The organism is Bacillus sp. YH3-2-B2, from assembly GCF_053663335.1.
In genome coordinates, this window is sequence record NZ_JBSJQE010000001.1 from 231,117 (window position 1) to 257,569 (window position 26,453).

Below are 26,453 nucleotides of genomic sequence, written 5' to 3' on the forward strand. Positions count from 1 at the left end.
GGAGGAAATGACGTGGGACAGCAGCATCAATTCCGACCGGGGCAAAAAGCGCCGAATAACGGTGTGTACGTTGAAATCGGCGAAACGGGAAGCATGGTCAAAAACCCGCAAAAAATCAAGCTTACGGTGGGAGAAATGTTCCCTGAAACTTCAAACCACAACAGATTGTGGACGTACCAGCGAAAACCGTGAACACAAAAAAACCTGCTGAATAGCAGGTTTTTTTATTTAATGCTGGTTTGCATCCTGTTTGACAGGCATGATCTCCGCAAGAACAAAGACTAGCACCGCAATAACCACGGCAATAACGGATGATTGCTTGAAATTGTACGCCGCGCTGTTCATGGAGGCGATCAAATAACAGGCCATATGTGTTAAAAGGAACGTCCAAATAAAACCGATAACTAACCGCACGTTTCCACCTCGTCCTTCATTTTATTCTACGTTGTATCATACCATACATAAAGCGCGGGCGGAAGGTCATTTTCTCATCAAAAAGCGCGCCTGAAACTGACATGTGCCCGCCTGTCCGGCCGTCTGACGGAAAATTCGGTTCCCGTGCTTGGGATAATAGCCAAAACATAGCAGCAAATAGGAGTTTAACCGATCCGTTTTCATTCTTCTTACATATGATAGCCAATAGAGAGATTAGGAGTAAAAGGAGGCGGGCAGGCATGGGGATAACGGAAAGATTTTTCCAATTCGGATCTGAGCTGAACGTCATCCATCTGCCGTATCGGCCGAACGGCTTCTGTATCTTTATTCTGGGGGACAGAACCCACTTTGTCAGCCGGGACTCGAGCTTTTGGCTCGAACATGAAGGGAGAAACCGGCTGTTAAATACGCTGCTTGACAGAGGGTACACCATTTTCAACAGCAATTTATACGGACGGCATTGGGGTTCGGAAAAAGCCGCCCTTTACGCCAGACAGCTGATTCATTATGTGCTGAAACAAGAAACCCTCAATCCGAAAATACATTTGCTCGCAGAAGGCATGGGCGCCCTCATCGCCGATCAATTGCTGCAGTCTTCACCGGAGCATATCCGTTCAGCCGCAATGTTAGATCCTTGTCTTGATCTTCAAGCCCATTTTGAATCAGAGAAAGAAAATAAGTTTTTTTATAAGCAGTTTCTGAGGGAAACGGCACAAAGCTTCGGTGTTTCTGAAAAAGAGGCAAGCTCACTGAGCTATCAGACCATTACCGGCTGCCGCACCCGCGTGCCGGTACATATATGGCAAAGAACGACCGGAGCGCCGTACCCGTACACCCTGCATGCGAACGCGTATAAAGAAGCCCGGGAAAAGACCGGAAGCAAGACTGATATCACGTATCACCTGCTTGAGAACCCTGCACGTATTTACAGAGCCATCTGCCGGTTTTTCCGCAGTCATGAAAAAGACCTGTAATGAATAGAATACAACAGCCATCTCTTTTCAGAGGGCTGTTTGGCTTGTGTGTGAATGAAAAACCGGAAAGGCGGCAGATGTGATGAAAACAGCGCTGATCATTGGAGCAGATGAATTTCTCGGCCTTTCATTGTGCGAACGGTTGATGGATGAGGGTGTGCACGTTGATGTCATTTTGGCAGAACCGGAGGACAAAACGAGGCAGCTGTATTTAGAAGAACGTTTAATGTGGCTCGCGAGGAACGGGCTTTTTCAAATAATAGGTGAAATCAGTGAAAAGGAATACGATCGTATCTGCGTTCAATACGGGAGCGGGTGTCTGCCCGAAGAAAGGGCTGAGCCTTTATATTGGATTGTTTACAGTGAGGATCAAGGAGACTGGGAAAAAAACGGTCAGCGGGATACGGCAAAAGCGATTATCCTTCCTCCCCTTTACGGTCCGTGGACGGAAGAAAAAGAAGATGGCGAAAGCAGGATCTTTTTAGAAGACGCGGTCTGCGGGCTGATGAATAAGCTGGAGGCTGACGGCACAGAAGACGAAAATCAGATTATTACCCTGGAAATAAAAGAAAAAACGCAAAAAACAGAAGCGGAAGAAAAAATTAAAGAATGGAAAAGACAATTTTCATCAATATTCGACATTTTTTAAGAAATACCTTCCATGTTATGTGCATTACCGCTACAATAAACGTATATCAATTATATATGTTATGAGTTTGAAAAGGGGTTGAACATGGCTTGATCACCAGGCTTGTCATGATCTTTTCTGTTCTCCTTTTATTGAGCGGATGCGCACAAACTCCGTTTAAAGGAAAAATTGAGAAGGTCGGAATGCTTTTTCCCGATACCATCAGTGACTTGGTATGGGGCACAAAAGGTTACAAAGGTTTATTAGCGATACAATCTGAATTTAACGTTGACGTTTATTATAAAGAAAATATCAGATCCGATGAAGATATTTTAAAAGCGATAGATGATTTTCATAAAAAAGGAGTCAATCTTTTATACGGGCACGGAAATGAATACGAGGAAATCTTCAATATGATCAGCAAGGATTATCCCGACATGGAATTCGTCGTCGCAAACGGAACGGCGAAAAGCGATAATGTCACAAGCGTTCACCTTATGGGAGAAGCAATGGGCTTTTTCGGGGGAATGACGGCCGCCCATATGTCAAAAACCAATGAGGTAGGTGTCATCGCCTCCTTTCTGTGGCAGCCTGAAGTAGACGGCTTTATCAAAGGGGCGAAATATGAAAAGCCTGATATCACCGTCAATACTGAATTTACGGACCACTGGGATAACGGCAATGAAGCGCTGCATCTTTACGAGAAGTTAAAAGCGGAAGGCACGGATGTTGTATATCCGGCCGGAGACGGGTATAATGTTCCTGTCATTCAGCAAATCAAAAAAGACGGGCTTTACGCCATCGGCTATGTCGCCGAGCAATCGAATCTCGGCAAAAACACGGTGCTGACAAGCACGGTGCAAAACGTAGATAAAGCCTATACATTAATTGCCGAGCAATATAATAAAGGTACGCTCAAGAGCGGAGATCACGACTTTGATTTCAGGGAAGGAGTCGTTGAAATGGGGACGTTCAGCCCGCTGGTGGACAAAGCGTTTCAAGACAAAATCTCAGACCTTGTAAAAACGTATAACCAAACAAATGAACTGCCGTCAAATGAATAGAGGTGGATACACATGCAGCATGAAAAGTCTCTTGAATTTATGCAGATCGCGATGAAATACCTGCCGGAAGCAAAGGCGGAGCTTGAGAAATCCGGCATAGATCTGTCTATGGAAATGATTCAGCCGTTTATGGACCTGTTTACATCGGTCATGGCGGAAGCGTATGAGCTTGGCAGATCTGATGCCGGGGAGCTGAATAAATAAAGAGAGCCACTTTTTCATGAAGTGGCTTTTCACATGATTTTTTTCTTTATGGCGGACACCATCGGCGCAAAGTCTTTAAATACGGGCTTTAATTGATCCAGGGAGTTCATGATGGACCCCAGCTGATTCAACACGTGGTTGTAATCGATCTCTTCTTCGTTTTCAGCCTGAGGCTGCTCCGGGTTTTCTTCCGGCTCTTTATCCCGGTCTCTGGAATCGCCGAACATCATTTTGGAGAAAATATCCATAGTGAAGCCTCCTTTCGTCTTCCTTTTATTCTATGAGGAGCAGCGTCCGATAGTTTAGACGAATATATTGCCAACAGAAAAAAAATAGGGTAGAATTAGTACCTGATACTAATAATTGATCATAACTAATTAGTTTTAAATTCATTATAAAAAAGGAGTCTTTTCCAATGAAAGCTGGAATTCTTGGCGTCGGCCGTTACATCCCGGAAAAAGTGCTGACAAATCATGATCTTGAACAAATGGTAGATACATCGGACGAGTGGATTCGTACGAGAACAGGTATAGAAGAAAGAAGAATTGCCGCGGAAGATATGTATTCATCCGGCATGGCCGCCGAGGCTGCTCAAAAAGCGCTTGATCAGGCCGGCATTTCCGCAGAGGAGCTTGATATGATCCTCGTGGCGACGGTTACTCCTGACCAGTCTTTCCCGACCGTTTCCTGTATGATACAAGAGAAGCTCGGGGCAAAAAAAGCGTGCGCGATGGATATCAGCGCCGCATGTGCGGGTTTTATGTACGGTATCGTAACCGCCAAACAATTCATTGAATCGCAAACATACAAACATGTCCTCGTGGTCGGCGTGGAAAAGCTCTCAAGCATTACCGACTGGGACGACCGTAATACGGCTGTGCTGTTCGGAGACGGAGCCGGAGCGGCGGTCATCGGACCGGTCAGCGACGACAGAGGCATACTGTCATTTGAGCTCGGAGCAGACGGTACAGGCGGTCAGCACTTGTACTTAGATGAAAAAGGGCATACAATCATGCATGGAAGAGAAGTATTCAAATTCGCCGTCCGGCAAATGGGTGAATCGAGTGTAAATGTTATTGAAAAAGCCGGCCTCTCCAAAGAGGACGTAGACTTTTTGATTCCGCATCAGGCAAACATCCGCATCATGGAAGCGGCACGGGAACGTTTGGAGCTTCCGGTTGAAAAGATGTCTAAAACAGTCCATAAATATGGAAACACATCCGCAGCATCCATTCCGATTTCATTAGTAGAGGAACTGGAAGCAGGCAAAATTAAAGACGGCGATGTCATCGTCATGGTCGGTTTCGGCGGAGGATTGACATGGGGCGCCATAGCAATACGCTGGGGACGATAAAAAAAGGTGAGGTGCACACAAGATGAGTAAAAAAAGAGTAGTCGTTACAGGGCTTGGAGCCTTGTCTCCGCTTGGAAACGACGCCGAAACAAGCTGGAAAAATGCAATCGGCGGCGTATCCGGAATCGGACCGATCACACGTGTTGAATCGGACGAGTATCCGGCGAAAGTAGCTGCTGAACTGAAAGATTTCAATATTGAAAATCACATGGATAAAAAAGAAGCGCGAAAAATGGACCGCTTCACGCAATATGCAGTCGTAGCCGCGAAAATGGCCGTTCAAGATGCCGGTCTGAACATCACAGACGAGATCGCGCCGAGAGTCGGCGTTTGGGTCGGATCCGGAATCGGCGGTCTTGAAACGCTTGAATCCCAATTCGAAATCTTCCTGACAAAAGGGCCGAGAAGGGTCAGCCCGTTCTTTGTTCCGATGATGATTCCGGATATGGCGACAGGCCAAATCTCAATCGCTCTCGGAGCAAAAGGAGTCAACTCCTGTACGGTGACGGCATGTGCGACGGGAACGAACTCTATCGGTGACGCGTTTAAAGTCATTCAGCGCGGCGATGCCGATGCGATGATTACGGGCGGAACGGAAGCGCCGCTGACAAGAATGTCATTTGCGGGCTTCAGCGCAAACAAAGCCCTTTCTACAAATCCTGATCCGAAGACGGCAAGCCGCCCGTTTGATAAAAACCGTGACGGCTTTGTCATGGGAGAAGGCGCGGGGATCGTCGTGCTTGAAGAGCTTGAGCATGCCCTTGCCCGCGGTGCGAAAATTTACGGGGAAATTGTCGGCTACGGCTCAACGGGTGACGCCTACCACATTACCGCGCCTGCCCAAGACGGGGAAGGCGGTGCGAGAGCGATGCAGGAAGCAATCAAAGATGCGGGCATCAAGCCTGAAGAAATTGATTACATCAACGCTCACGGCACAAGCACGTACTACAATGATAAATACGAGACAAAAGCCATTAAGACCGTTTTCGGTGATCATGCGTACAAGCTTGCCGTCAGTTCGACAAAATCAATGACGGGTCATTTGTTAGGCGCTGCCGGAGGAATTGAAGCAATCTTCTCCGTCATGGCAATTAAAGACGGCATTATCCCGCCGACGATTAACATTGAAACACCTGATGAAGAGTGTGATTTAGATTATGTACCGGACAAAGCGCGCGAGCAGGATGTCAACATCGTTCTCAGCAACTCGCTCGGCTTCGGCGGACATAATGCCACTTTGATCTTTAAAAAATATCAATAATACAGTTTTTGACCGGCTGCCTGAAAAAGGTGGCCGGTTTTTTTGTGCGTGCATATGATAACAACAAGAGGAGGCGAACCGGTATGAGCGTCAAGCAGACATATCAATGGATGGAAAAGGCGGCATCCGTAAATGACCTGGCCCCGCATCTTTTGCCGCTTTTTTCAGGGGCCGATAAGAAAGAGTGGAAGCCGATACTCGGGATGCTGCAAAACCACGGCATGTTCCGCCATCTGAAGGACGGCGTTAGGACCAGTAAACGGCTGAAAGAAAAAGGATGCTACAGCCATATACAAAAGGAGGAAGCCTATTTAAAGGAGAAGTGGAACGGGCCGGACGTGCCGATCGTAGTTTTGCCCGTCGATGAACGAAACCGGAAAATCCGTCAGGAATTCGGATCAAAATCCGGTCTGGCCTTTCGGGACAAAATGTTCCTCTTTCTATCGTCGGATAGTTCCAATTCAGCTGTATCCGCCCTTATGACACATGAATATAATCACGTCTGCCGGTTAGAACATGTGACAAAGGACGAAAAAGATGAGACATTTCTTGATACAATCATGATGGAGGGGCTGGCAGAATATGCTGTATATGAGCGGTTCGGCTCAAGTCTTACGGCGGAATGGACGTCCTACTATACGCCTGAGCAGCTTGATTTTCTGTTTGAAAAAAGAGTCAAGCCGAACCTCCGCTTAACGAGAGACAGCAGAATGTTTTCCCAGCTGTTATACGGAAAAGGATACTTCCCCTCAATGCTCGGCTATGCTGTCGGATTCAATATAGTAAAAAAATATTTAACCGATCATCAAAAAACAGTAAAAGAAGCATTGGCCATCCCTTCAAAAACCTTTCTGGAAGCAACGCTTTAATAGATTAAAAGAATGGAAATTATTTAAGGATATTACATTTATCCTAAAAAATTCTTGCTTTTGTAATAATGATGTAATAATATACAACTATAAAATTTTTCGACTATTCTATATTTTGTGATAGCGAAACGTATGTTTCCCTCTGCTTCAGCGGAATGAGAAAGGGGCGTATCATGAGCACACTCTTAGAAGTGAATAATTTAAAGACCTATTTTTTCAGAAAGAAACAGCCGATCCCCGCAGTCGACGGGGTTGATTTTCACATTAACAAAGGCGAAACCGTCGCTCTTGTAGGAGAATCCGGCTCGGGCAAAAGCATCACCTCGCTTTCTATTATGGGACTTGTCCAAGGCTCGGGCGGAAAAATTATGGACGGCTCGATTAAGCTGGAAGGCAGGGACCTGGCCTCCTTCACCGAAAACGAATATTGCAAAATCCGCGGAAATGACGTCTCTATGATCTTTCAGGAGCCCATGACTTCCCTGAATCCGGTGCTGACCATCGGCGAACAAATTACCGAAGTGCTCGAATACCATAAAAAAATGAATAAAAGAGAAGCGGCTAAAAAAGCCGTTGAGCTTCTGGAACTCGTCGGATTCTCCAGAGCGGAACAAGTAATGAAAGAATATCCGCACCGTCTTTCCGGAGGGATGAGACAGAGGGTGATGATCGCCATTGCGCTCAGCTGCAATCCGAAACTTCTGATCGCTGATGAGCCGACGACGGCGCTTGATGTGACGATACAAGCCCAAGTATTGGAGCTGATGAAAGACCTCTGCAAAAAATTCGATACTTCCATTCTGCTGATCACTCACGATTTAGGTGTGGTTTCCGAAGCCGCCGACAGGGTGATCGTTATGTATTGCGGACAAGTCGTAGAGAGTGCGAGTGTGGAGGACTTATTTTTAAACCCTCTTCATCCGTATACCGAAGGGCTGTTAAACTCCATACCGGTGATAGATGGAGAGATTGATACATTAAAAGCGATCAAAGGCAGTGTCCCGACACCGGATAATCTTCCGGAGGGCTGCCGATTCGCCCCGAGGTGTTCAAAAGCGATGGACAAATGCAAAACAGGGCAGCCGGAGCTGATAACGCATGAAAGCGGCCGTTCTGTAAGATGTTTTTTATATGAGGAAGAGGGTGCCCAATCAAAATGACAGCTGCAGGCCAAGAAACGATTTTAGAGCTGAAAGACGTGAAAAAATATTTCCCGATCCGCTCCGGTTTTTTTCAAAGGAAAGTCGGTGATATAAAGGCTGTTGACGGCGTTTCTTTTTCACTGAAGCGCGGGGAGACGCTCGGCATCGTCGGTGAATCAGGATGCGGCAAATCAACGGCGGGAAGGACGATGATCCGTTTATACAAGCCGACAGACGGCCGGATTCTTTTTAAGGGTCAGGATATCTCCGGCTTATCTGAAGAAAAGCTGAGAAAAAGCGTCCGCAAAAACATCCAGATGGTCTTCCAAGATCCCTTCGCATCCCTTAACCCAAGGAAAACGCTGCGTTCCATTATTAAAGAGCCGTTCCAGACTCACCATATGTACAGCATGAGCGAGCGGAACGAGCGAGTGGAGGAGCTGCTGGCGAAAGTCGGCCTTCACCCGAGCTTTGCAAACCGCTATCCGCACGAATTTTCCGGAGGACAGCGCCAGCGGATCGGGATTGCGCGGGCTCTGACGTTGAATCCCGAGCTGATTATTGCGGATGAACCCGTTTCCGCACTCGATGTCTCCATTCAGGCCCAGGTCATCAATCTGATGGAAGAACTGCAGGATGAATTCAACCTGACCTATTTGTTTATTTCTCATGATTTGAGTGTTGTCCGCCATATCAGCGACAGAGTCGGCGTCATGTATCTGGGAAAAATGATGGAGCTGACCGATAAACACGAGCTGTACGGCAATCCGCTTCACCCTTATACGCAAGCGCTTTTGTCTTCAGTGCCCGTCACGAGAAAAAAAGACGCCGTCAAGCGGGAACGAATCATCCTGAAAGGAGAACTGCCAAGCCCGGCAAACCCGCCGAAAGGCTGCGTGTTCCACACGCGGTGCCCGATGGCCAAACCGATCTGCAAAGAACAAGTCCCGGCATTTGAAGAAGCCGCTCCCGGCCATTATGTCGCCTGCCATTTATATGCCTGAAATGACAAGCATCGAGAGGGGGTATGCCGGATTACATAACCAGTTTGCTGCATATATATCACAAAGGGGGAATTGATATGAAATTACGTAAAAGCGCACTGATGATGCTAAGTGTTTTTATGGCGCTCGCCATCTTCCTGTCAGCCTGCTCCGGCTCAAAATCCACAAGCACCGAATCCAAACCGGCAGGAAAACCGCAAAAAGGCGGAGATTTGGTTGTCGGGTCAACCGGGGAACCCACACTTTTTAATCCACTTTATTCTACCGATGTTGCAAGTTCTGATATTGAAGGCATGATTTACAGCACATTATTGGAAACGGATGAGAAATTAAACGTCAAGCCGTCGCTGGCTGAAAAAGTAACAGAAGCTGACGGGGGATTAACGTATGATGTAAAACTGAAAAAAGGCGTTAAATTCCATGATGGGAAAGAGCTGACGGCCGATGATGTTGTTTTCACCTACAGCATCCCTCTTAACAAGGATTACAACGGTGAGCGTGGCTCGGGTTTTGAGTCCCTTAAATCCGTAACGAAAAAAGGAAAATATGAAATTCAGTTTAAAATGAAGAAAAAAGATGCCTATTTCTATAATGTCGTTCTCGACAGTTACGGCATTTTGCCAAAACATATATTGGGTAAGGTGCCGGTTGCAGATCTGGGAGAGAATGAATTTAACCGTAAAAATCCAATCGGCTCCGGTCCGTTTAAGTTTGTTGAGTGGAAAAAAGGCGAGTATGTCAAACTGGAAGCAAATGATGATTACTTTGGCGGCAGACCTTACCTTGATACAGTGACAGTCAAAACAATTCCTGATTCTAACGCGGCCGTGGCCCAGTTAAAAGCGGGAGATATTGATTTCTTCGTTGTGCCGGGCACAGATTTTGATACGGTTAAAACGTTTGGAAACGTGAAGGTCAAATCTGATCTTGGCTTAAACTACAGCTATATCGGCTGGAATGAGAAAAAAGAGCTTTTTAAGGACAAAAAAGTGCGTCAGGCATTGACTTACGCTCTTGACAGGCAGGCAATGGTGGATCAAGTGCTGAACGGAGACGGTAAGGTAGCGGATGTTCCTGAGAGTCCGCTGTCATGGAATTATCCGAAGTCTAAAGTGCCGACATTTGATTATAATCCGAAAAAAGCAAAGCAGCTGCTAAAAGAAGCCGGATGGGAAGACCATGACGGTGACGGCTACCTTGATAAAGACGGAAAAAAATTCTCATTTGAAATTAAAACGAATCAAGGCAATAAAATTCGTGAAGATTTAGCTGTTGTCGTTCAGCAGCAATTAAAAGAAGTGGGAATCGAGGCTAAACCGCGAATTGTTGAATTCAGTGCGTTAATCGAACAGACAAGTGCCCCTAATTGGGATTATGACGCTCTTCTTCTCGGATGGAGTCTTGCAACGTTCCCGGATCAATTCTCTATCTTCCATTCAAGCCAATCGAAAAACGGGCTGAATAATATCTGGTATAAAAACCCGAAAGTCGATAAGCTGCTTGAAGAAGCGAAGACAATTACAGACAGAAAAGAATACCAAAAGAAATATGAAGAGATATACAAATTGATTGCTGAAGATCAGCCGTACAGCTTCTTATTCTATTACAATTACCACAGAGCGATGCCGAATAATTTACAAGGCTATGTATTCCACCCTAAAAATGACTTGTACAATATTGAAAAATGGTGGCTGGATCAAAAATAGCAAAAGCCCTGGAGAGGGAAGGAGGTTCCTTTCCTCTCTTATCCTATTTAAAAAGGGGACAAGAATATGGTTACATATATTTTACGGCGAACATTAATGTCCTTGCCGATTCTCTTAGGCATTACAATTTTGTCGTTTGCCATCATGAAAGCAGCGCCGGGAGACCCGATGTCACTTATGATGGACCCTACAATCAGTCAAGCGGACAGGGCGAAATTCATTGAAAAATACGGGTTGAATGATCCGGAACCTGTTCAATATGTGAAATGGCTGGGGAATATGCTGCAAGGGGATTTTGGGACTTCTATCGTCAAGAAAGGCACTCCGGTTTCTGAACTTATCTTATCCCGCTTACCGAATACGATTGTGCTTATGCTTTTCTCAACCCTTGTCGCTCTTCTTATTTCTATTCCATTTGGTGTTCTGTCAGCGAAACGTCCTTATTCAAAATTGGATTACGGGATAACTGTTACTTCATTTTTAGGGCTTGCCATTCCGAATTTTTGGTTCGGTTTGATTTTAATCATGGTTTTATCTGTAAATCTGGGGTGGTTTCCCACTGGCGGAGTAAGCACTTTGAATTCTGACTTTAACATATTTGACCGATTGCATCACTTGATTCTGCCTGCTTTTGTGCTCGCCACGGCAGACATGGCAGGGATAACGAGGTACACAAGATCCAGTATGCTTGACGTGTTAAAACAGGATTATATACGAACGGCGCGTGCGAAAGGATTCCGAGATAATAAAGTGATTTTTAAACACGGTTTGAGAAACGGACTTCTTCCTGTCATCACTATTTTTGGTTTGATGATACCGTCATTTATCGGGGGAGCGGTAGTGGTAGAACAGATTTTTACTTGGCCGGGTCTCGGCAAATTGTTTATTGATTCGGCCTTTTCGCGGGATTATCCGGTTATCATGGCCATGACGGTCATTTCAGCTGTTTTGGTTGTAGTGGGGAATTTAATTGCGGACATCTTATATGCGCTGGTTGATCCCCGTATTGAATATTAACAAAGAGAGGTGAGAGGTCAAATGTTACAGCCAAATACCGGCACACCCCCCAGCGAAGTGAAATTAAAGGAAAATATTCAATCCAAACCGGAAACAATGACGAAGATTTTTTTCGAAAAGTTCTTTCAAAATAAACTAGCTGTAATCGGAGCCGTTATATTAACCATCATTATCTTGTCAGCTTTATTCGCTTCGGTAATCGCTCCTTACTCTCCGGAGAGTCAATCTCTCATCAATCGTTTGAAGCCGCCGAGCTTAAAACATCTAATGGGAACTGATAAATTCGGAAGAGACATCTTTACGAGGGTTCTGTATGGGGCACGCGTCTCCTTGCTTGTCGGATTCGCTTCTGTGATCGGCGCGATTACAATCGGGACAGTTGTCGGAGCCGTTGCCGGATATTTTAAAGGGTTTGTCGATGCCGTTCTCATGAGAACCGTTGATATCGTATTATCCATACCTGATATATTTTTGCTTATTACACTTGTTACGATTTTTCAGCCCGGAATGGATAAATTAATTTTAATTTTCTCCCTTACAGGCTGGACAACAACGGCACGCCTTGTCCGAGGGGAGTTTTTATCGCTTCGTTCCAGAGAGTTTGTATTAGCTGCAAAGACGATCGGTACAAAAAATCATCACATCATCTTTTCTCATATATTGCCGAATGCGCTCGGACCGATTATCGTCTCAGCCACATTAAAGGTGGGAACGGTTATTTTGGCGGAATCTACATTAAGTTATCTCGGTTTCGGGATTCAGCCCCCGATCGCAAGCTGGGGCAATATGCTTCAGGATGCACAGAACTTTACGCTTATGATTCAGGCTTGGTGGTACCCGTTATTCCCGGGTTTGTTGATCCTTCTTACCGTATTGTGCTTTAACTTTGTCGGAGACGGGCTGCGTGATGCGCTTGATCCGAAAAATGTGAAATGATCTCCCGGACGGAACGGGAGATTTTTTTGTTGCAATGCAGTCGGAAATCCAGCTCCGTAATACGGAAATCTCATATTGAAATGGAATAATTTATCTATCCCTTGCCTATACTGTGGACAACAGTTTTTATAAAGTGAGGGGTCGAATATGTTATTTCTTCATGATGTATGGGTCAATTGGTTTGAAGGGGAAGAAAACGGCTACAATGTATGCCATTTTCATGAATGGCGGAAGGAAGACACGGTTGAGCTTTTGGATCAGACGCCGTTGCTCAGAGTGCCGTCGGTATTATTTCATTACATAGAAAACGACTTATCAGAGCTTCCGAAAGAGCTGCTTGACCAAGTCCACCAGAAGTCATACGTGCGAAAAAATCACGAGCGGACAAAGCTGGAGTACTGTTTTGTCGTGACAGACGGGATCGGCATCATTGCCGTGGATACGATCGGGTATACCATTCCTGTCAGAAAGAGCCGCCTGATTCCGAGACAGGAGCAGCTTGTTTATGAAATGGTAAAGGATGTAGAACCGGAATCGTTTCAATTTGAGCCGTCGCAATTGGAGTCTTCAAAGGAATATCACATTTTGTCATTGGCGCCGGAGCATGTCAGAGGTCTGACGAGAAAAGAGCGGCAGATCAAGCAGCTGATGTTTATGGCGCTCGACCAGCTGAAAGGGCTGAAAAACCGTGCGGAAATTGTGTATTGGTACACGGAATGGAATCCGCATATGTATGAGCAGATCAAACGGATGAGTTTTGAAGAGATCTGGGACATGCTTTACAATGAAACAATTGAAGGCTGGTCGGATAAACATCTTGCGTTCTGTGAAAATTTGATTAAAGGGCAGCCGTTTTTCGAAAAGCTTTGGGAAATGGAACAGGAATCAAAAGTGAACTAAAAAAAGAGGCGGGGATTCTCCCGCCTCTTTTTTTTATCTTCTTTTCCGTCCGAGACCCATGGCGTTTTCCATTTTCTTCACCATTTTGCCGGCCGTTTTGTTTGCGCGCGCCGCCCCTTCGTCGAGAATGCGGTCAAGCTCGTCGCTCTCAATTAATTCACGATAGCGCTCTTGGATCGGTGTCAATGCGCCGATAACGACTTCGGCTAAATCGCTTTTGAATTCACCGTACCCTTTGCCTTCATATTTAGCTTCTAATTCTTCAATTGATGTGCTTCCTAAAATAGAATAGATCGTCAAAAGATTAGAAACGCCCGGTTTGTTTTCTTTATCATACTTTACAATGCCTTCAGAATCAGTCACGGCGCTCTTGATTTTCTTCTCGAGCTGCTTCGGCTCATCAAGCAGCGTGATGAATGCCTTTTGGTTCGGATCTGATTTGCTCATTTTTTTGAGCGGATCAGCCAGTGACATGATGCGCGCGCCTGAATCAGGAATTTTCACCTCAGGAATCGTGAAGATGTCATTGTATTTTTTATTAAAGCGTTCCGCCAGGTTGCGGGTCAGTTCAAGATGCTGTTTTTGGTCTTCTCCGACCGGAACAAGATCCGTTCCGTACAGTAAAATATCGCCGGCCATCAGCGGCGGATAGGTTAACAGTCCGGACACGACGGCTTCTTTGCCCTTTGACTTATCCTTAAATTGCGTCATCCGCTCAAGCTCGCCGATATATGCGACGCATTGGAGCATCCACCCCGCCTGGGCATGAGCGGGAACTTCCGACTGGATAAAGAGGGTCGCTTTCTCGGGATCAAGTCCGACGGCCAGGTAAAGAGCCGCGAGATTGCGGATGTTCTTCCGCAGTTCAAGCCGATCCTGCGGAACCGTAATCGCATGCTGATCGACAATACAGAAGTAGCCGTTGTAGTCATGCTGCAAATCAACAAATTGCTTCATTGCGCCGATGTAGTTGCCGAGGGTAACGGAACCGCTCGGCTGAATGCCTGAAAAAATCGTTTTCTTCATAGTTCTTACCTCATTTCTTAAAACATAATAAAAAAAGCCCATTCTTCCCGTAGAAAAAAGGGACGAATGAACCGTGGTGCCACCCTGATTATTCCATTACAATGGAATCGCTCGAGACGTTGGTAACGGAGGCTGCTCCGGCTGGGCCTACTAACGTTCGGTCAGCTGCTCAGAAGTCCATTCCACATCGCCCGTTACCTGCTCCCAGCACCGCAGACTCTCTTCAAACGGATGAAAATGTGTACTACTCTTCATCATCGCAATCACAACAAATGTATTTGATTGATCTATTATAAATCAATTATAGCCAAATGTCATCAGAGGAATACAAGCTTATTTCCAGTTTGCTTTAGGGGTGGAAATCCTCAAAAAGAACTGAAAATGCTTAAATGATAACGTATATCAACATTTCGTATAACGAATATTATATGTAAAAAGCAATATGAACTGGAAATTACATTAAAAAAATTTAGTTAGGTCATGCTTTAAACTATAGAAGTGTATCACCTTTTTGACAGAAAAACTGACCAAATTTAAATATTTTAAATTGAGAAAATAGTATTGCAATAAATTATTCATTTCATTATAATGAACTTGTTCACTCTATTGTTACAGCTTCTTTACATAAAATAATCAGAAAAGACGGAACACAATTAAAGTTTAGAAAAATATTAAGTTATTTTGTCTGATATTTCTGAGTATTTAGTAGTAAAGGCTGAAAAATTTGATTAGGGGGTTAGTGCATGAAAAAGCGTTGGTCTATTGTAGGTTTGATGCTTATCTTCTCGCTTGTATTAAGTGCGTGCGGCGGATTCAGCGGCGGATCAGGCGGCGGTAAAAAAGACACCAAAGGACAGACTTCACTTAATATCAATATTAAAACCGAGCCGTTCTCACTGCATCCGGGTTTAGCGAATGATTCCGTGTCAGGAGGCGTAATCCGACAGACTTTTGAAGGATTGACACGCGTAAACTCCAAAGGTGAGCCTGAAGAAGGAATGGCATCTAAAATTGAAACAAGCAAAGACGGAAAGACCTATACATTTACGATTCGTGACGGTGCGAAATGGTCTAACGGCGACCCTGTGACGGCGCAGGATTTTGAATATGCATGGAAATGGGCGCTTGACCCGAACAACGAATCACAATACGCTTATCAGCTCTACTACATCAAAGGCGCTGAAGCTGCCAATACAGGAAAAGGCAAGATTGATGATGTAGGCGTAAAAGCCGTAAATGACAAAACATTAAAGGTTGAACTGAATAACCCGACACCTTATTTCACGCAATTAACTTCATTCTATACGTATATGCCGATCAACAAGAAAATCGCGGAAAAACATAAAAACTGGAATACAAACGCGGGCGAAAATTATGTGTCAAACGGCCCGTTCAAAATGACGGCCTGGAAACACAGCGGTTCCATCACGCTCGAAAAGAACGATCAATATTGGGATAAAGACGCTGTGAAATTGAAGAAAATCAATATGGTGATGATTAACAATAACAACACCGAACTGAAAAAATTCCAGGCCGGTGAGCTTGACTGGGCAGGAATGCCGCTCGGCCAGCTTCCGACTGAATCTCTGCCGACATTGAAAAAAGACGGATCTCTTCACGTTGAACCGATCGCAGGCGTGTATTGGTACAAATTCAACACAGAAGAGAAACCGCTGAACAATGTCAACATCCGTAAAGCCCTTGCTTATGCGATCGACCGCTCGTCCATCGTGAAAAATGTAACGCAGGGCGAACAAATCCCGGCCATGGCTGCGGTGCCGCCGTCAATGAAGGGATTCAAGGATAACACAAAAGGTTATTTCAAAGACAATGACGTCAAATCAGCTAAAGAATTCTTAAATAAAGGACTGAAGGAATTAGGCGTCAAGAATGCCTCTGACCTTCCGGCGATCAAACTGTCCTACAATACGGATGACGCGCATGCGAAAATCGCGCAGGCCGTACAGGAAATGTGGAAAAAGAACTTGGGCGTCAAAGTTGAGCTTGATAACTCCGAATGGAATGTTTACATCGACAAGCTGCACAGCCAGAACTACCAAATCGCGCGTATGGGCTGGCTCGGCGATTTCAACGATCCGATCAACTTCCTTGAATTGTTCCGTGATAAAGAAGGCGGAAACAATGATACCGGGTGGGAAGATCCTGAGTTTAAAAAGCTGCTGAACCAATCTCAGCTTGAAACGGATCCGGATAAACGTATCGAAGAGCTGAAAAAAGCAGAAAAGATCTTTATTGACGCAATGCCGGTCGCGCCAGTTTATTTCTATACGGATCCTTGGGTGCAGGATAAAAACCTCAAAAATGTGATCTTGACAGGAACAGGCGAAGTTTACTTCAGAAACGCTTCTTTTGAATAAAAGCCGGTTCTGAAAACAAAAGACCCAAGGTATATGGGGAGGATGTCCCCATATACCTTTCTTACTGATTACGTATAAAATTGTAAAAAACATGGAGGTGTTCACCTTGCTGAAATATATCGGTAAACGATTCATTTACATGATCATCACATTGTTTGTGATTGTGACCGCCACGTTCTTCTTAATGCAGGCAGCGCCGGGAGGACCATTTTCCGGCGAAAGAAAGCTGCCGCCTGAAATTGAGGCAAACTTAAACGAACACTATGGTCTGGACAAGCCTCTTTTCGTTCAATATGTCAGCTACTTAAAATCTGTGGCGATGTGGGACTTCGGGCCTTCTTTTAAATATAAAGGCCAAAGTGTTAATGATTTAATCAATTCAGGCTTCCCCGTCTCATTCACTCTCGGTGCAGAAGCTATTCTCCTCGCTTTAGCGTTCGGTGTGCTTTTCGGGGTGCTTGCTGCCCTGTACCATAATAAATGGCAGGATTATACCATTGCGATTTTAACGATCTTTGGGATCTCAGTTCCGAGCTTTATATTGGCGACGATTTTGCAATATATTTTCTCAATTAAATTAGAACTGTTCCCGGTCGCAGGGTGGGAATCCTGGGCATACACCTTTCTGCCCTCCATTGCGCTCGCTTCCATGCCGATGGCGTTCATTGCCAGACTCTCCCGTTCAAGCATGATTGAAGTGTTAAACAGCGATTACATACGGACTGCAAAAGCTAAAGGACTTTCCCGTCCGTCAGTCACCGTGCGCCATGCGCTGCGAAACGCGCTTTTGCCGGTCGTGACATATATGGGGCCGATGGCGGCATCCATTTTAACGGGAAGTTTCATCATTGAATCCATTTTCGGAATTCCCGGTTTAGGCGCGCATTTTGTAAACAGCATTACAAACCGTGATTATACGGTCATTATGGGAGTTACCGTGTTCTTCAGCGTGCTCCTGCTTTTATGCGTATTAATTGTAGATGTGCTGTACGGATTAATCGATCCGAGAATCAAGCTTTCCAAAGCAAAGAAAGGAGCCTAGACCATGCAGAACATTCCTAAAAATATGTTTGAACCAGCTTCAGCTAATGCCGGCGATGCCGAAAAAATAAATAAAAAAAGCCTTTCCCTCTGGAAAGACGCCATGCTCCGCTTCCGCAGCAATAAGCTTGCGATGGTCGGGTTCGTACTGATCGTTCTTATTATTCTGATGGCGATTTTTGCGCCTATCTTTTCAAGATATGATTATGCCACTACCAATCTATTAAATGCGGATAAAGCGCCGTCGAAAGATCATTGGTTCGGCACGGACGACCTTGGAAGGGATATATTCGTCCGGACATGGGTGGGGGCGCGGATTTCCATCTTTATCGGTGTCGCAGCTGCCGTGCTTGATTTATTGATTGGCGTAATCTGGGGAAGCATTTCCGGATTCCGCGGCGGACGCACAGATGAAGTGATGATGCGCATCGCCGACATTCTGTGGGCTGTTCCTTCATTATTAATGGTTATTTTGCTGATGGTTGTCCTGCCGAAAGGATTGCTCACCATTATCGTCGCCATGACGATCACGGGCTGGATCAATATGGCGAGGATCGTCCGCGGACAGGTGCTGCAATTAAAGAATCAGGAGTATGTGCTTGCTTCACAGACACTCGGTGCCAAAACCGGCCGGCTTTTGTTTAAGCATATCGTCCCGAACGCGATGGGCTCTATACTCGTAACGATGACACTGACGGTTCCGACGGCGATTTTTACAGAAGCGTTTTTAAGTTATTTGGGCCTCGGCGTACCTGCGCCGCTTGCGAGCTGGGGAACGATGGCCTCAGACGGATTGCCTGCATTAACCTATTACCCTTGGCGTCTGTTCTTCCCTGCCGGCTTTATCTGCCTGGCGATGTTCGGCTTTAACGTTGTCGGCGACGGGTTAAGAGACGCGCTGGATCCTAAGTTACGCAAATAAGGAGTGATATGAGTGACACGTTTGCTAGAAGTAAAAGACTTAGCCATTTCATTTAAAACATACGGCGGAGAGGTACAGGCAATCCGCGGGGTGAATTTCCATTTGAATAAAGGAGAGACGCTGGCGATCGTGGGGGAGTCGGGTTCCGGAAAAAGTGTGACCTCCCAAGCGATTATGAAGCTGATCCCGATGCCGCCGGGCTACTTTAAAAGAGGACAGATTCTTTTTGACGGACGTGATATCGTGCCGATGTCCGAAAAAGAAATGCAGACTATAAGAGGAAAGGACATCGGAATGATTTTTCAAGATCCGATGACCTCTCTGAACCCGACGATGAGAGTCGGCAAACAAATTACGGAAGTGCTTTTCAAACATGAAAAAATCTCAAGTGAAGCGGCGAAAAAGCGCGCCATAGAGCTGCTTGATCTCGTCGGAATTCCGATGCCCGAAAAACGGATCGGCCAATTCCCCCATGAATTTTCAGGCGGGATGAGACAGCGTGTCGTCATCGCGATGGCGCTTGCGGCAAATCCGAAACTGTTAATTGCCGATGAACCGACCACAGCGCTTGATGTGACGATTCAGGCACAGATCCTTGAGCTGATGAAAGATCTGCAAAAGAAAATTGATACGTCTATCATTTTTATCACGCATGATCTCGGCGTTGTCGCCAATGTCGCCGACCGGGTCGCCGTCATGTACGCGGGTCAGGTCGTCGAATCGGGCACGGTGGATGAAATCTTTTATGATCCGCGCCATCCGTATACGTGGGGGCTGCTTGCCTCAATGCCCAGCCTGGACAGCACCGATCAGGAAAAACTGACGGCCATCCCGGGCACGCCGCCTGATCTGACGAATCCTCCGAAAGGGGATGCATTTGCGCTCCGCAGCTCATATGCGATGAAAATTGACTTTGAACAGGAACCGCCGATGTATAAAGTGTCTGACACGCATTTTGTGAAATCGTGGCTTCTGCATCCTGATGCGCCTAAGGTCGAGCCGCCTGAAGCGGTGAAGGCTAAAATCCGTCAGCTTCCGAATACGTATCAGCATCCTGTTTTAATGAAGGAAGGTGAAAAAAATGACTGAGAAACTTCTCGAAATCAAACACTTAAAACAGCATTTTTTCACGCAGAAAGGAACGGTAAAAGCCGTAGATGATTTGTCATTTGATATTTATAAAGGCGAAACGCTCGGCCTTGTCGGCGAATCGGGCTGCGGTAAATCAACGACGGGCCGCAGTATTATCCGGCTGTATGAGGCAACCGGAGGGGAAGTTCTCTTTAACGGGGAAAATGTCCATGGGAAAAAATCCCGCAAGAAGCTGCTGGAGTTTAACCGGAAAATGCAGATGATTTTCCAGGATCCGTACGCATCTTTAAATCCGAGAATGACAGTCGCCGACATTATTGCCGAGGGAATAGATATCCACCGCCTGGCAAAAACGAAAAAAGAGCGGATGCAGCGGGTTCACGAACTGCTGGAAACGGTCGGTTTAAATAAAGAGCACGCCAACCGCTACCCGCATGAATTTTCGGGCGGACAGCGCCAGCGTATCGGAATCGCCAGAGCGCTGGCGGTTGATCCGGAGTTTATCATCGCGGACGAACCGATTTCGGCGCTTGACGTCTCCATTCAGGCGCAAGTCGTCAATTTAATGAAAGAATTGCAGAAAGAAAAAGGGCTCACTTACCTGTTTATCGCCCATGATTTATCAATGGTCAAATACATCAGCGACCGCATCGGCGTCATGTATTTCGGAAAATTGGTGGAGCTTGCGCCGGCGGATGAGCTTTACGAAAACCCGCTTCACCCATATACGAAATCATTGCTGTCCGCTATCCCGCTTCCTGATCCGGACTATGAAAGAAATCGCATGCGAAAGAAATACGATCCGGCAGTTCATCAGCTCCAAGAAGGAGAAAAAATGGAATTCAGAGAAGTGAAACCGGGACATTTTGTCATGTGCACAGAAGCTGAATTTAAAACCTATCTATAAACGTATCATCCTCCAAGACTCAGTCTTGGAGGATTTTTTTGCGCACATTCAAGTTTATTAAGCCTGCTCCCGTTTTTCTATAATGGAAAAAAAGGGGGAGATCAGTATGAAAACCATTTTGTGCGCCATTTGTGCGGGACTGTTTATCAGTGCAGCCGCTTATCCGGCCCGCGCCGCTGTGAAAGAGGAGCAGCCGCTTGTAAAAATAGCGCTGGCTGAAAAAGAACTGCCGAAATCAAATGCACGGTTCGCTTATCCGTCAGGGCTGCATTTTACACATCCTGATAAGGTGCGGGGCATTTACGTCACAGGACATTCAGCGGGAGGAAGCAAATTCGGGGAGCTGACAGACTTTGTGGACAAAACGGAGCTCAATACAATGGTGATTGATGTCAAGGACGACAACGGAAACCTCACCTTTAAGCCGGACAGCCATTCTGAGTATGCCAAAATCGCCAAGCCGTACATCAAAGACCCAAAAAAGATGATGAAAAAGCTGGAGGAAAAAAAGATCTATCCGATCGCGCGTATTGTCGTATTTAAAGACAGCGAACTCGCGAACAAAAAGCCCGAGTGGTCCTTTAAAGAAAAAAACGGAAGTGTCTGGAAAAACGGCCGCGGCGAATCGTTCGTCAACCCGTTTATGAAAGAAGTATGGGATTACAATGTAAAGATTGCAAAACAAGCTGTAAAGATGGGGTTTCAAGAAATTCAGTTTGATTATGTCCGTTTTCCTGAAGGATTTGAAAAACGTGATGACGAACTGACATACGGACACGGCGATTACGGAAAAACAGCAGACAGCAATGTGCAAAAACGCGTTCACGCCGTCACCGATTTTGTCGGTTATGCGAAGAAAAAACTCAAGCCGTACGGCGCGGATGTGTCGGTTGATATTTTCGGCTATTCAGCCACGCTGCCGGAAGCGCCTGGTATCGGCCAGAATTTCAGCAAAATCTCAGAACAGGTCGATGTCATTTCATCCATGATTTATCCGAGCCATTGGACAAGCTATTTCGGCATTGATAAACCGGATCTTGAGCCTTACAATGTCGTCAAAGAATATGCGAAGGTGGAAAATAAAAAGCTGTCTAAGCTGAAACACCCGCCTGTATCGCGCCCGTGGCTTCAGGACTTCACGGCATCATATCTCGGCAGCGGAAATTATCAAAAGTACGGGAAACGCCAGGTGGAAGACCAGGTTAAAGCGCTGCATGATGAAGGAATTGACGAATTTTTATTGTGGGACGCGGCAAACCGTTATACCAAAAACGTCGATTACACACCATTTTAAAAAAATTGAAACCATGTTAAGGGATCACACGTCTTAATAGATGTAAGATTGTTTAAACAATCGGAAATGGGGTATATCTAAAAGTGTGAAGACAACGAACCCATAAGGAGCAAATGAATGAACTGGTACGAAAAGCTGAGTGAATATTTTCCGATTGAAGAAATGAAATCAAAAGCGCATATGGAAGCTCTGTTAAAGGAGCAAAGCGATGTTTATCATAAAGAAGAGGGGCAGTACCACGTGCTGATGTATGCGGAATTTGACTCTTTCATCTTTATTGATTACCTGTTTGTGTCAAAGAAATCCAGAGGACAAGGCCTCGGAAGCAAGCTGATCGGCAGACTGAAAAAGAAGAACAAGCCGATTCTGCTTGAGGTGGAGCCTGTTGACGAGGATGACACGGATACACAGAAACGCTTGCGTTTTTATCAAAGAGAGCATTTCAAGCACGCGCAGTCAATCGGGTATCGGCGCCGGTCATTGGCTACGAATGAAGTGAACAAAATGGAGATTCTGTACTGGTCACCTAAGACGGAATCAGAAGAAGAAATATTTGAAGCGATGAAACAGACATATGAAAACATTCACACTTATAAAGATGAAAAATGGTACGGAGAATCATACGAAAAAACGGATGAAGTTCTCAAAGTCATTGATGAGAAAAAACAAAAAAACATTTTCGATCAGCTGAGCTAATTGAGAATGGGGAAAAATCCGCCAGCCGTAAATTTGCCGGATTGACACATTTTTTTCTCAGGAGACTGTTCACACTTACTTTTTTATAGTATAATACCTATAAAGATTCCTTTTTTAAAGTCATTTCAATTTGAGAATACAAACATGTTCATCCTACTAATTAGAGGAGTGAAGATTAATGGTTACATTATACACATCACCTAGCTGTACGTCATGCAGAAAAGCAAGAGCTTGGCTTGAAGAGCACGAGATTCCGTTTGTAGAAAGAAACATTTTCTCCGAGCCGTTATCAATTGATGAGATCAAGCAGATTCTGCGTATGACTGAAGACGGTACGGATGAAATTATCTCTACCCGTTCTAAAGTATTCCAGAAACTGAACGTAAATGTTGAATCTATGCCGCTTCAAGACTTATATACTTTGATCAATGAGCATCCGGGACTGCTCCGCCGTCCGATCATCATTGATGAAAAACGTCTGCAAGTCGGCTATAACGAAGATGAAATCAGACGATTCCTGCCAAGAAAAGTGCGTTCTTTCCAATTAAGAGAAGCACAGCGTCTTGCCAATTGATATAAGCTTACGATAAGCATGGAAAAAGCCCAAAACCATCGCGGTTTGGGCTTTTTGTTATTTTTCAGTCTGCTGGTAAATCATACTGGCGAGGATAACAAAAACAACGGTCAAAATCGGCAGCATCATCTGTATCATGCCGTGTTCTGCCATGAAAAATGACAGCTTGCTGTCTCCGGCAATCATTTCACCGCCGGTAAATGCGAGAAGACCGCTCCCGGCATACATCAATAAAGGCATTTTTTCCATGGCGGCATGAACGAGCTTGCTGCCCCAAATAATAATCGGCACCGAGATGAAGAGACCGATCACTACTAGTGTCAGCTCACCGTGAGAAGCGCCGGCTACTGCGATGACATTGTCAAGCGACATAAAGATATCAGCCAGAACGATTGTGCGGATGGCTTTCCAAAGAGAAGAACTGCTTTTCACATGCTGCGCATCTTTCTTCTCAATCAGAAGCTGATAGCCGAGATACAATAAAAATACCCCGCCTGCGCATTGTAAAAAAGGAACATTCAATAAATAGACCGCAGCGCTCGTCAGAACGATTCTCAAGACGACTGCGATAAATGTTCCGAAGATGATCGCTTGCTGTCTTTGTTTATGGGCCAGATTCCGGCTGGCCATCGCGATGACGACGGCATTGTCACCGCCGAGAATAAGGTCAATCCCGATAATAAGCAGAAGGGACAGCAGGTAATCGTGCGGCATGGTAACACCTCGCTTATAGATCGATTGCTTGTACAGCTAATATATGAAGCAGTGCGCTATTTATGATGGGAACCGGGAGAAAGCCTGTTTTTCGGTGTTAAAATGCTTTTTTATTTCTTTTATAACTGTTTTATCATAAAATAGAAATATAAAGAATTTGCGCTGTCTTCTATAAGGTTAAGATGTGGACGGAATGGGTAAAGTGTAGTAAAGTACTATTCATCGGGAGCTTAGATGTCCCTTCAACATCTTATAAAGAAGGGAAGGTTGGCAAAATGGAAATAGAAAGAATTAATGAGCATACTGTAAAATTTTATATGTCTTATGGTGATATTGAAGATCGCGGTTTTGACAGAGAAGAAATCTGGTACAATCGCGAGCGCAGTGAAGAACTGTTCTGGGAAGTCATGGATGAAGTGCATGATGAAGAGGAATTCGCTGTCGAGGGTCCTCTTTGGATTCAGGTTCAGGCATTGGACAAAGGACTGGAAATAATCGTAACAAAAGCCCAGCTTTCCAAGGACGGACAAAAACTCGAACTGCCGATCCCGGAAGATAAAAAACAAGAGCCGGCAGATGAAAATCTCGATGCTTTACTTGATGATTTCCAGAAAGAAGAGCAGGCTGAGAGCCGGGAAGATAAGGAGCAAAAGCTTCAGTTCACTTTGCGGTTCGATGATTTTGAGGATCTCATCTCGCTATCAAAATTGAATCTTAACGGAATCAAAACGACCTTGTATTCGTTTGAAGACCGATATTATTTATATGCAGATTTTTATGAGCAAACTGATGAAGAGGTTGAAAATCAGCTAAGCATCCTGTTGGAGTACGCGCACGAATCATCAGTCAGCATTCACCGTCTTGAAGAATACGGAAAATTGGTGATCGCTGATCATGCGTTATATACAATAAAAAAACACTTTGCATCGTAACAAACCGATTTCTCTCAGCAGAAATCGGTTTTTTTTGTTCTGAATGACAGGATGAACGGCTGAAAACCGTATAACGGCTCTCATCCGCAAACAGGATTATGCCTTCTTTCTGCTGAATACAACAAGATTCAGGAAAGGAGAAGATGCAACATGTTCAGTGCAGTGACTGCCGGCGGGCGGCTCATTCAGCTGGCCGGAAGCTATTCAAAGGAAAAAGCGGCGGAGCTGAGAAAGAAACGCTGGTTCTGCCCCGTTTGCAAAAGTGAGCTTGATATCAAACTGGGACGCGAGAAACTGCCGCACTTCGCTCATAAAAAAAGCAGGCTGTGTCCCGGGGAATCCGAACCTGAAAGCGAATACCATCTGGAAGGAAAAAGACAGCTTTTTCTCTGGCTGAAGACACAAGGGTGCAGTGTCAGCCTGGAACCGTATCTGACTTCCGCTGGACAGCGGCCTGACTTGACGGCAGAAAGCGGAGAAGAAAGGCTGGCTTTTGAATTTCAATGTGCGAACCTTTCGGCGGACTCTTTAAAGAGCCGGACGGCAGGCCTGAAAAACGCCGGGTACCGGCCGGTCTGGATCATTGGGGCAAAACGGTTAAAACGGATGGCCGCGCAATTTTTCCGGCTTTCTGCTTTTCACTGGCAGTTCTTTGAAGTCAATTCATTTTCCTCCTTAATGTTTTACTGCCCCGACGTCCGCTCCTTTTACAGGCTGCATTCCATCACTCCGTTTTACACCGGCTATTCTTATGCCGGCTTAACCGCAATCCCTCTTCACAAAGCAAACCTGAAAGACATTTGTCATCCGGAAGGGCGGCACAGCGTCAGACTTTCCTCGTGGGGGCGTGCCGTTGCCGGCTTCCGCAACAAAGGCGGGCGGTTTTTATCTGAAGATGCCGGTCTTATCCGGCGTCTTTTTTACGAAAGACATCAGGTTGCATTTCCATTTCTCCCCTCTGAAGTGTTTATTCCCGTTTCAGCAGGCTTTGTGTTTGCAAGTCCCGTTTTTGTGTGGCAGGGCCATTTATACTTGCGGCTTGCGGAACTTTCTAAAAAAGGCGCGCCGATCCGATTATCCGGCATGGTTCATGATTTACGGCAAAAAATCAGGCATAAGGAGATCCGGATGCGGTATGGTTCACAAGACAGCCTTATCGGAATGGCGGTAAAACAATATGCTGATTTCTTATGCTTGCAGGATTTTTTAAGGGAAATTGAGAATGAAGTATATATGCTCTCATCTCAACAGAAGCGCCCTCAAACGGCAGAAGAGCTGCGCCGGCGGGACCTGCTCTTTTTTGGGGAATGAGAATGCTTCATTTCGTTCACCCTAACGTCAAGGTGGTGGCGAATGTGAGGGGCGTACAAGCATTTTGTTTTC

The 26,453-nt window shown here is 45.4% G+C and carries 28 protein-coding genes and 1 other annotated feature; of the genes, 24 read left to right on the plus strand and 4 right to left on the minus strand.

Annotation, left to right across the window (positions count from 1 at the left end; all coding sequences use genetic code 11):
* Window positions 1-12 precede the first annotated feature (12 nt).
* Window positions 13-192, plus strand: coding sequence for a YjzC family protein (locus ACWJJX_RS01275; protein ID WP_003155070.1), 180 nt, complete (start codon window positions 13-15; stop codon window positions 190-192).
* Window positions 193-228: 36 nt separating this feature from the next.
* Here ACWJJX_RS01275 and ACWJJX_RS01280 read toward each other — a convergent pair whose 3' ends face one another.
* The gene (locus tag ACWJJX_RS01280; RefSeq protein WP_032874447.1) at window positions 229-414 is read right to left on the minus strand and encodes a YjzD family protein; all 186 of its coding nucleotides are present in this window, start codon (window positions 412-414) and stop codon (window positions 229-231) included.
* Between the two features lie 260 nt (window positions 415-674).
* Here ACWJJX_RS01280 and ACWJJX_RS01285 point away from each other — a divergent pair, with 260 nt between their 5' ends.
* The 4 genes from ACWJJX_RS01285 to ACWJJX_RS01300 all read left to right on the plus strand — a co-directional run bounded on the left by ACWJJX_RS01285 (window position 675) and on the right by ACWJJX_RS01300 (window position 3,305).
* Window positions 675-1,409: a lipase family protein gene (locus ACWJJX_RS01285; protein WP_156735203.1), complete on the plus strand. Its 735-nt coding sequence runs from the start codon at window positions 675-677 to the stop codon at window positions 1,407-1,409.
* Between the two features lie 82 nt (window positions 1,410-1,491).
* Window positions 1,492-2,058 carry a hypothetical protein gene (locus tag ACWJJX_RS01290; RefSeq protein WP_077722051.1) on the plus strand — a complete coding sequence of 189 codons (567 nt, stop codon included), beginning with the start codon at window positions 1,492-1,494 and terminating at the stop codon, window positions 2,056-2,058.
* 89 nt (window positions 2,059-2,147) lie between these two features.
* Window positions 2,148-3,101: a BMP family ABC transporter substrate-binding protein gene (locus tag ACWJJX_RS01295; RefSeq protein ID WP_070081621.1), complete on the plus strand. Its 954-nt coding sequence runs from the start codon at window positions 2,148-2,150 to the stop codon at window positions 3,099-3,101.
* A gap of 12 nt (window positions 3,102-3,113) precedes the next feature.
* Window positions 3,114-3,305 carry a ComZ family protein gene (locus ACWJJX_RS01300; protein WP_003155061.1) on the plus strand — a complete coding sequence of 64 codons (192 nt, stop codon included), beginning with the start codon at window positions 3,114-3,116 and terminating at the stop codon, window positions 3,303-3,305.
* 29 nt (window positions 3,306-3,334) lie between these two features.
* Here the strand turns inward: ACWJJX_RS01300 and ACWJJX_RS01305 are convergent, their stop codons facing one another.
* Window positions 3,335-3,553, minus strand: coding sequence for a hypothetical protein (locus ACWJJX_RS01305; RefSeq protein ID WP_003155059.1), 219 nt, complete (start codon window positions 3,551-3,553; stop codon window positions 3,335-3,337).
* A 167-nt stretch (window positions 3,554-3,720) separates the two neighbouring features.
* Here ACWJJX_RS01305 and ACWJJX_RS01310 point away from each other — a divergent pair, with 167 nt between their 5' ends.
* The 9 genes from ACWJJX_RS01310 to ACWJJX_RS01350 all read left to right on the plus strand — a co-directional run bounded on the left by ACWJJX_RS01310 (window position 3,721) and on the right by ACWJJX_RS01350 (window position 13,494).
* On the plus strand, window positions 3,721-4,659 hold the full coding sequence (locus tag ACWJJX_RS01310; protein WP_007409122.1) for a beta-ketoacyl-ACP synthase III: 939 nt from the start codon (window positions 3,721-3,723) through the stop codon (window positions 4,657-4,659).
* A 22-nt stretch (window positions 4,660-4,681) separates the two neighbouring features.
* Window positions 4,682-5,920 (plus strand): beta-ketoacyl-ACP synthase II, encoded by a 1,239-nt coding sequence (fabF, locus tag ACWJJX_RS01315; RefSeq protein ID WP_003155056.1) that lies wholly within the window; start codon window positions 4,682-4,684, stop codon window positions 5,918-5,920.
* An 83-nt stretch (window positions 5,921-6,003) separates the two neighbouring features.
* Window positions 6,004-6,789: a DUF2268 domain-containing protein gene (locus tag ACWJJX_RS01320; RefSeq protein ID WP_012117278.1), complete on the plus strand. Its 786-nt coding sequence runs from the start codon at window positions 6,004-6,006 to the stop codon at window positions 6,787-6,789.
* A 173-nt stretch (window positions 6,790-6,962) separates the two neighbouring features.
* Window positions 6,963-7,949 carry an ABC transporter ATP-binding protein gene (locus tag ACWJJX_RS01325; RefSeq protein WP_029325950.1) on the plus strand — a complete coding sequence of 329 codons (987 nt, stop codon included), beginning with the start codon at window positions 6,963-6,965 and terminating at the stop codon, window positions 7,947-7,949.
* Window positions 7,946-8,935 (plus strand): ABC transporter ATP-binding protein, encoded by a 990-nt coding sequence (locus ACWJJX_RS01330; RefSeq protein WP_172614589.1) that lies wholly within the window; start codon window positions 7,946-7,948, stop codon window positions 8,933-8,935. The genes ACWJJX_RS01325 and ACWJJX_RS01330 overlap by 4 nt, the downstream gene beginning before the upstream one ends.
* A gap of 77 nt (window positions 8,936-9,012) precedes the next feature.
* A complete protein-coding gene (locus ACWJJX_RS01335; protein ID WP_003155052.1) occupies window positions 9,013-10,641 on the plus strand; it encodes a peptide-binding protein in 1,629 nt (542 codons plus the stop codon).
* A gap of 66 nt (window positions 10,642-10,707) precedes the next feature.
* A complete protein-coding gene (locus tag ACWJJX_RS01340) occupies window positions 10,708-11,658 on the plus strand; it encodes an ABC transporter permease (RefSeq protein WP_071391997.1) in 951 nt (316 codons plus the stop codon).
* A gap of 21 nt (window positions 11,659-11,679) precedes the next feature.
* Entirely contained in the window at window positions 11,680-12,594 is a 915-nt protein-coding gene (gene opp4C, locus ACWJJX_RS01345; protein WP_003155049.1) for an oligopeptide ABC transporter permease, read from the plus strand.
* A 147-nt stretch (window positions 12,595-12,741) separates the two neighbouring features.
* Window positions 12,742-13,494, plus strand: coding sequence for a YjbA family protein (locus tag ACWJJX_RS01350; RefSeq protein WP_014304784.1), 753 nt, complete (start codon window positions 12,742-12,744; stop codon window positions 13,492-13,494).
* Between the two features lie 33 nt (window positions 13,495-13,527).
* Here the strand turns inward: ACWJJX_RS01350 and trpS are convergent, their stop codons facing one another.
* On the minus strand, window positions 13,528-14,520 hold the full coding sequence (gene trpS / locus ACWJJX_RS01355; RefSeq protein ID WP_454022672.1) for a tryptophan--tRNA ligase: 993 nt from the start codon (window positions 14,518-14,520) through the stop codon (window positions 13,528-13,530).
* Window positions 14,521-14,575: 55 nt separating this feature from the next.
* Window positions 14,576-14,787, minus strand: a binding site (T-box leader).
* Window positions 14,788-15,263: 476 nt separating this feature from the next.
* Here trpS and ACWJJX_RS01360 point away from each other — a divergent pair.
* The 8 genes from ACWJJX_RS01360 to spx all read left to right on the plus strand — a co-directional run bounded on the left by ACWJJX_RS01360 (window position 15,264) and on the right by spx (window position 23,424).
* A complete protein-coding gene (locus tag ACWJJX_RS01360) occupies window positions 15,264-16,898 on the plus strand; it encodes a peptide ABC transporter substrate-binding protein (protein WP_069013066.1) in 1,635 nt (544 codons plus the stop codon).
* 106 nt (window positions 16,899-17,004) lie between these two features.
* Entirely contained in the window at window positions 17,005-17,940 is a 936-nt protein-coding gene (locus ACWJJX_RS01365; protein WP_003155043.1) for an ABC transporter permease, read from the plus strand.
* Window positions 17,941-17,943: 3 nt separating this feature from the next.
* The gene (gene oppC / locus ACWJJX_RS01370; RefSeq protein ID WP_003155041.1) at window positions 17,944-18,861 is read left to right on the plus strand and encodes an oligopeptide ABC transporter permease OppC; all 918 of its coding nucleotides are present in this window, start codon (window positions 17,944-17,946) and stop codon (window positions 18,859-18,861) included.
* A gap of 12 nt (window positions 18,862-18,873) precedes the next feature.
* Entirely contained in the window at window positions 18,874-19,950 is a 1,077-nt protein-coding gene (locus tag ACWJJX_RS01375; RefSeq protein WP_061890535.1) for an ABC transporter ATP-binding protein, read from the plus strand.
* Complete coding sequence (gene oppF / locus ACWJJX_RS01380; protein ID WP_017417453.1) at window positions 19,943-20,860, plus strand: oligopeptide ABC transporter ATP-binding protein OppF; 918 nt, start codon at window positions 19,943-19,945, stop codon at window positions 20,858-20,860. Before ACWJJX_RS01375 ends, oppF begins: the two co-directional genes overlap by 8 nt.
* A 106-nt stretch (window positions 20,861-20,966) precedes the next feature.
* Entirely contained in the window at window positions 20,967-22,154 is a 1,188-nt protein-coding gene (locus ACWJJX_RS01385) for a putative glycoside hydrolase (protein ID WP_454022673.1), read from the plus strand.
* A 117-nt stretch (window positions 22,155-22,271) separates the two neighbouring features.
* Window positions 22,272-22,850: a GNAT family N-acetyltransferase gene (locus ACWJJX_RS01390; protein ID WP_003155035.1), complete on the plus strand. Its 579-nt coding sequence runs from the start codon at window positions 22,272-22,274 to the stop codon at window positions 22,848-22,850.
* A gap of 178 nt (window positions 22,851-23,028) precedes the next feature.
* Window positions 23,029-23,424 carry a transcriptional regulator Spx gene (gene spx, locus ACWJJX_RS01395; protein ID WP_003155034.1) on the plus strand — a complete coding sequence of 132 codons (396 nt, stop codon included), beginning with the start codon at window positions 23,029-23,031 and terminating at the stop codon, window positions 23,422-23,424.
* Window positions 23,425-23,481: 57 nt separating this feature from the next.
* On the opposite strand, the gene ACWJJX_RS01400 is transcribed toward spx, so the two are convergent.
* Window positions 23,482-24,138 (minus strand): TerC family protein, encoded by a 657-nt coding sequence (locus ACWJJX_RS01400; RefSeq protein WP_003155033.1) that lies wholly within the window; start codon window positions 24,136-24,138, stop codon window positions 23,482-23,484.
* 275 nt (window positions 24,139-24,413) lie between these two features.
* Between ACWJJX_RS01400 and mecA the strand changes: the two genes are divergently transcribed.
* Both mecA and ACWJJX_RS01410 read left to right on the plus strand, forming a co-directional pair.
* Window positions 24,414-25,070 carry an adaptor protein MecA gene (gene mecA / locus ACWJJX_RS01405; RefSeq protein WP_003155032.1) on the plus strand — a complete coding sequence of 219 codons (657 nt, stop codon included), beginning with the start codon at window positions 24,414-24,416 and terminating at the stop codon, window positions 25,068-25,070.
* Window positions 25,071-25,220: 150 nt separating this feature from the next.
* Complete coding sequence (locus ACWJJX_RS01410; RefSeq protein WP_043866989.1) at window positions 25,221-26,381, plus strand: competence protein CoiA family protein; 1,161 nt, start codon at window positions 25,221-25,223, stop codon at window positions 26,379-26,381.
* The last annotated feature ends 72 nt before the right edge of the window (window positions 26,382-26,453 follow it).

Coding starts and splice junctions, on each gene's coding strand:
- ACWJJX_RS01285 (WP_156735203.1), top strand. CDS start 675: ATGGGGATAACGGAAAGATTTTTCCAATTCGGATCTGAGCTGAACGTC.
- ACWJJX_RS01290 (WP_077722051.1), top strand. CDS start 1,492: ATGAAAACAGCGCTGATCATTGGAGCAGATGAATTTCTCGGCCTTTCA.
- ACWJJX_RS01300 (WP_003155061.1), top strand. CDS start 3,114: ATGCAGCATGAAAAGTCTCTTGAATTTATGCAGATCGCGATGAAATAC.
- ACWJJX_RS01305 (WP_003155059.1), bottom strand. CDS start 3,553: ATGGATATTTTCTCCAAAATGATGTTCGGCGATTCCAGAGACCGGGAT.
- ACWJJX_RS01310 (WP_007409122.1), top strand. CDS start 3,721: ATGAAAGCTGGAATTCTTGGCGTCGGCCGTTACATCCCGGAAAAAGTG.
- fabF (WP_003155056.1), top strand. CDS start 4,682: ATGAGTAAAAAAAGAGTAGTCGTTACAGGGCTTGGAGCCTTGTCTCCG.
- ACWJJX_RS01320 (WP_012117278.1), top strand. CDS start 6,004: ATGAGCGTCAAGCAGACATATCAATGGATGGAAAAGGCGGCATCCGTA.
- ACWJJX_RS01325 (WP_029325950.1), top strand. CDS start 6,963: ATGAGCACACTCTTAGAAGTGAATAATTTAAAGACCTATTTTTTCAGA.
- ACWJJX_RS01330 (WP_172614589.1), top strand. CDS start 7,946: ATGACAGCTGCAGGCCAAGAAACGATTTTAGAGCTGAAAGACGTGAAA.
- ACWJJX_RS01335 (WP_003155052.1), top strand. CDS start 9,013: ATGAAATTACGTAAAAGCGCACTGATGATGCTAAGTGTTTTTATGGCG.
- ACWJJX_RS01340 (WP_071391997.1), top strand. CDS start 10,708: ATGGTTACATATATTTTACGGCGAACATTAATGTCCTTGCCGATTCTC.
- opp4C (WP_003155049.1), top strand. CDS start 11,680: ATGTTACAGCCAAATACCGGCACACCCCCCAGCGAAGTGAAATTAAAG.
- ACWJJX_RS01350 (WP_014304784.1), top strand. CDS start 12,742: ATGTTATTTCTTCATGATGTATGGGTCAATTGGTTTGAAGGGGAAGAA.
- trpS (WP_454022672.1), bottom strand. CDS start 14,520: ATGAAGAAAACGATTTTTTCAGGCATTCAGCCGAGCGGTTCCGTTACC.
- ACWJJX_RS01360 (WP_069013066.1), top strand. CDS start 15,264: ATGAAAAAGCGTTGGTCTATTGTAGGTTTGATGCTTATCTTCTCGCTT.
- oppC (WP_003155041.1), top strand. CDS start 17,944: ATGCAGAACATTCCTAAAAATATGTTTGAACCAGCTTCAGCTAATGCC.
- oppF (WP_017417453.1), top strand. CDS start 19,943: ATGACTGAGAAACTTCTCGAAATCAAACACTTAAAACAGCATTTTTTC.
- ACWJJX_RS01385 (WP_454022673.1), top strand. CDS start 20,967: ATGAAAACCATTTTGTGCGCCATTTGTGCGGGACTGTTTATCAGTGCA.
- ACWJJX_RS01390 (WP_003155035.1), top strand. CDS start 22,272: ATGAACTGGTACGAAAAGCTGAGTGAATATTTTCCGATTGAAGAAATG.
- spx (WP_003155034.1), top strand. CDS start 23,029: ATGGTTACATTATACACATCACCTAGCTGTACGTCATGCAGAAAAGCA.
- ACWJJX_RS01400 (WP_003155033.1), bottom strand. CDS start 24,138: ATGCCGCACGATTACCTGCTGTCCCTTCTGCTTATTATCGGGATTGAC.
- mecA (WP_003155032.1), top strand. CDS start 24,414: ATGGAAATAGAAAGAATTAATGAGCATACTGTAAAATTTTATATGTCT.
- ACWJJX_RS01410 (WP_043866989.1), top strand. CDS start 25,221: ATGTTCAGTGCAGTGACTGCCGGCGGGCGGCTCATTCAGCTGGCCGGA.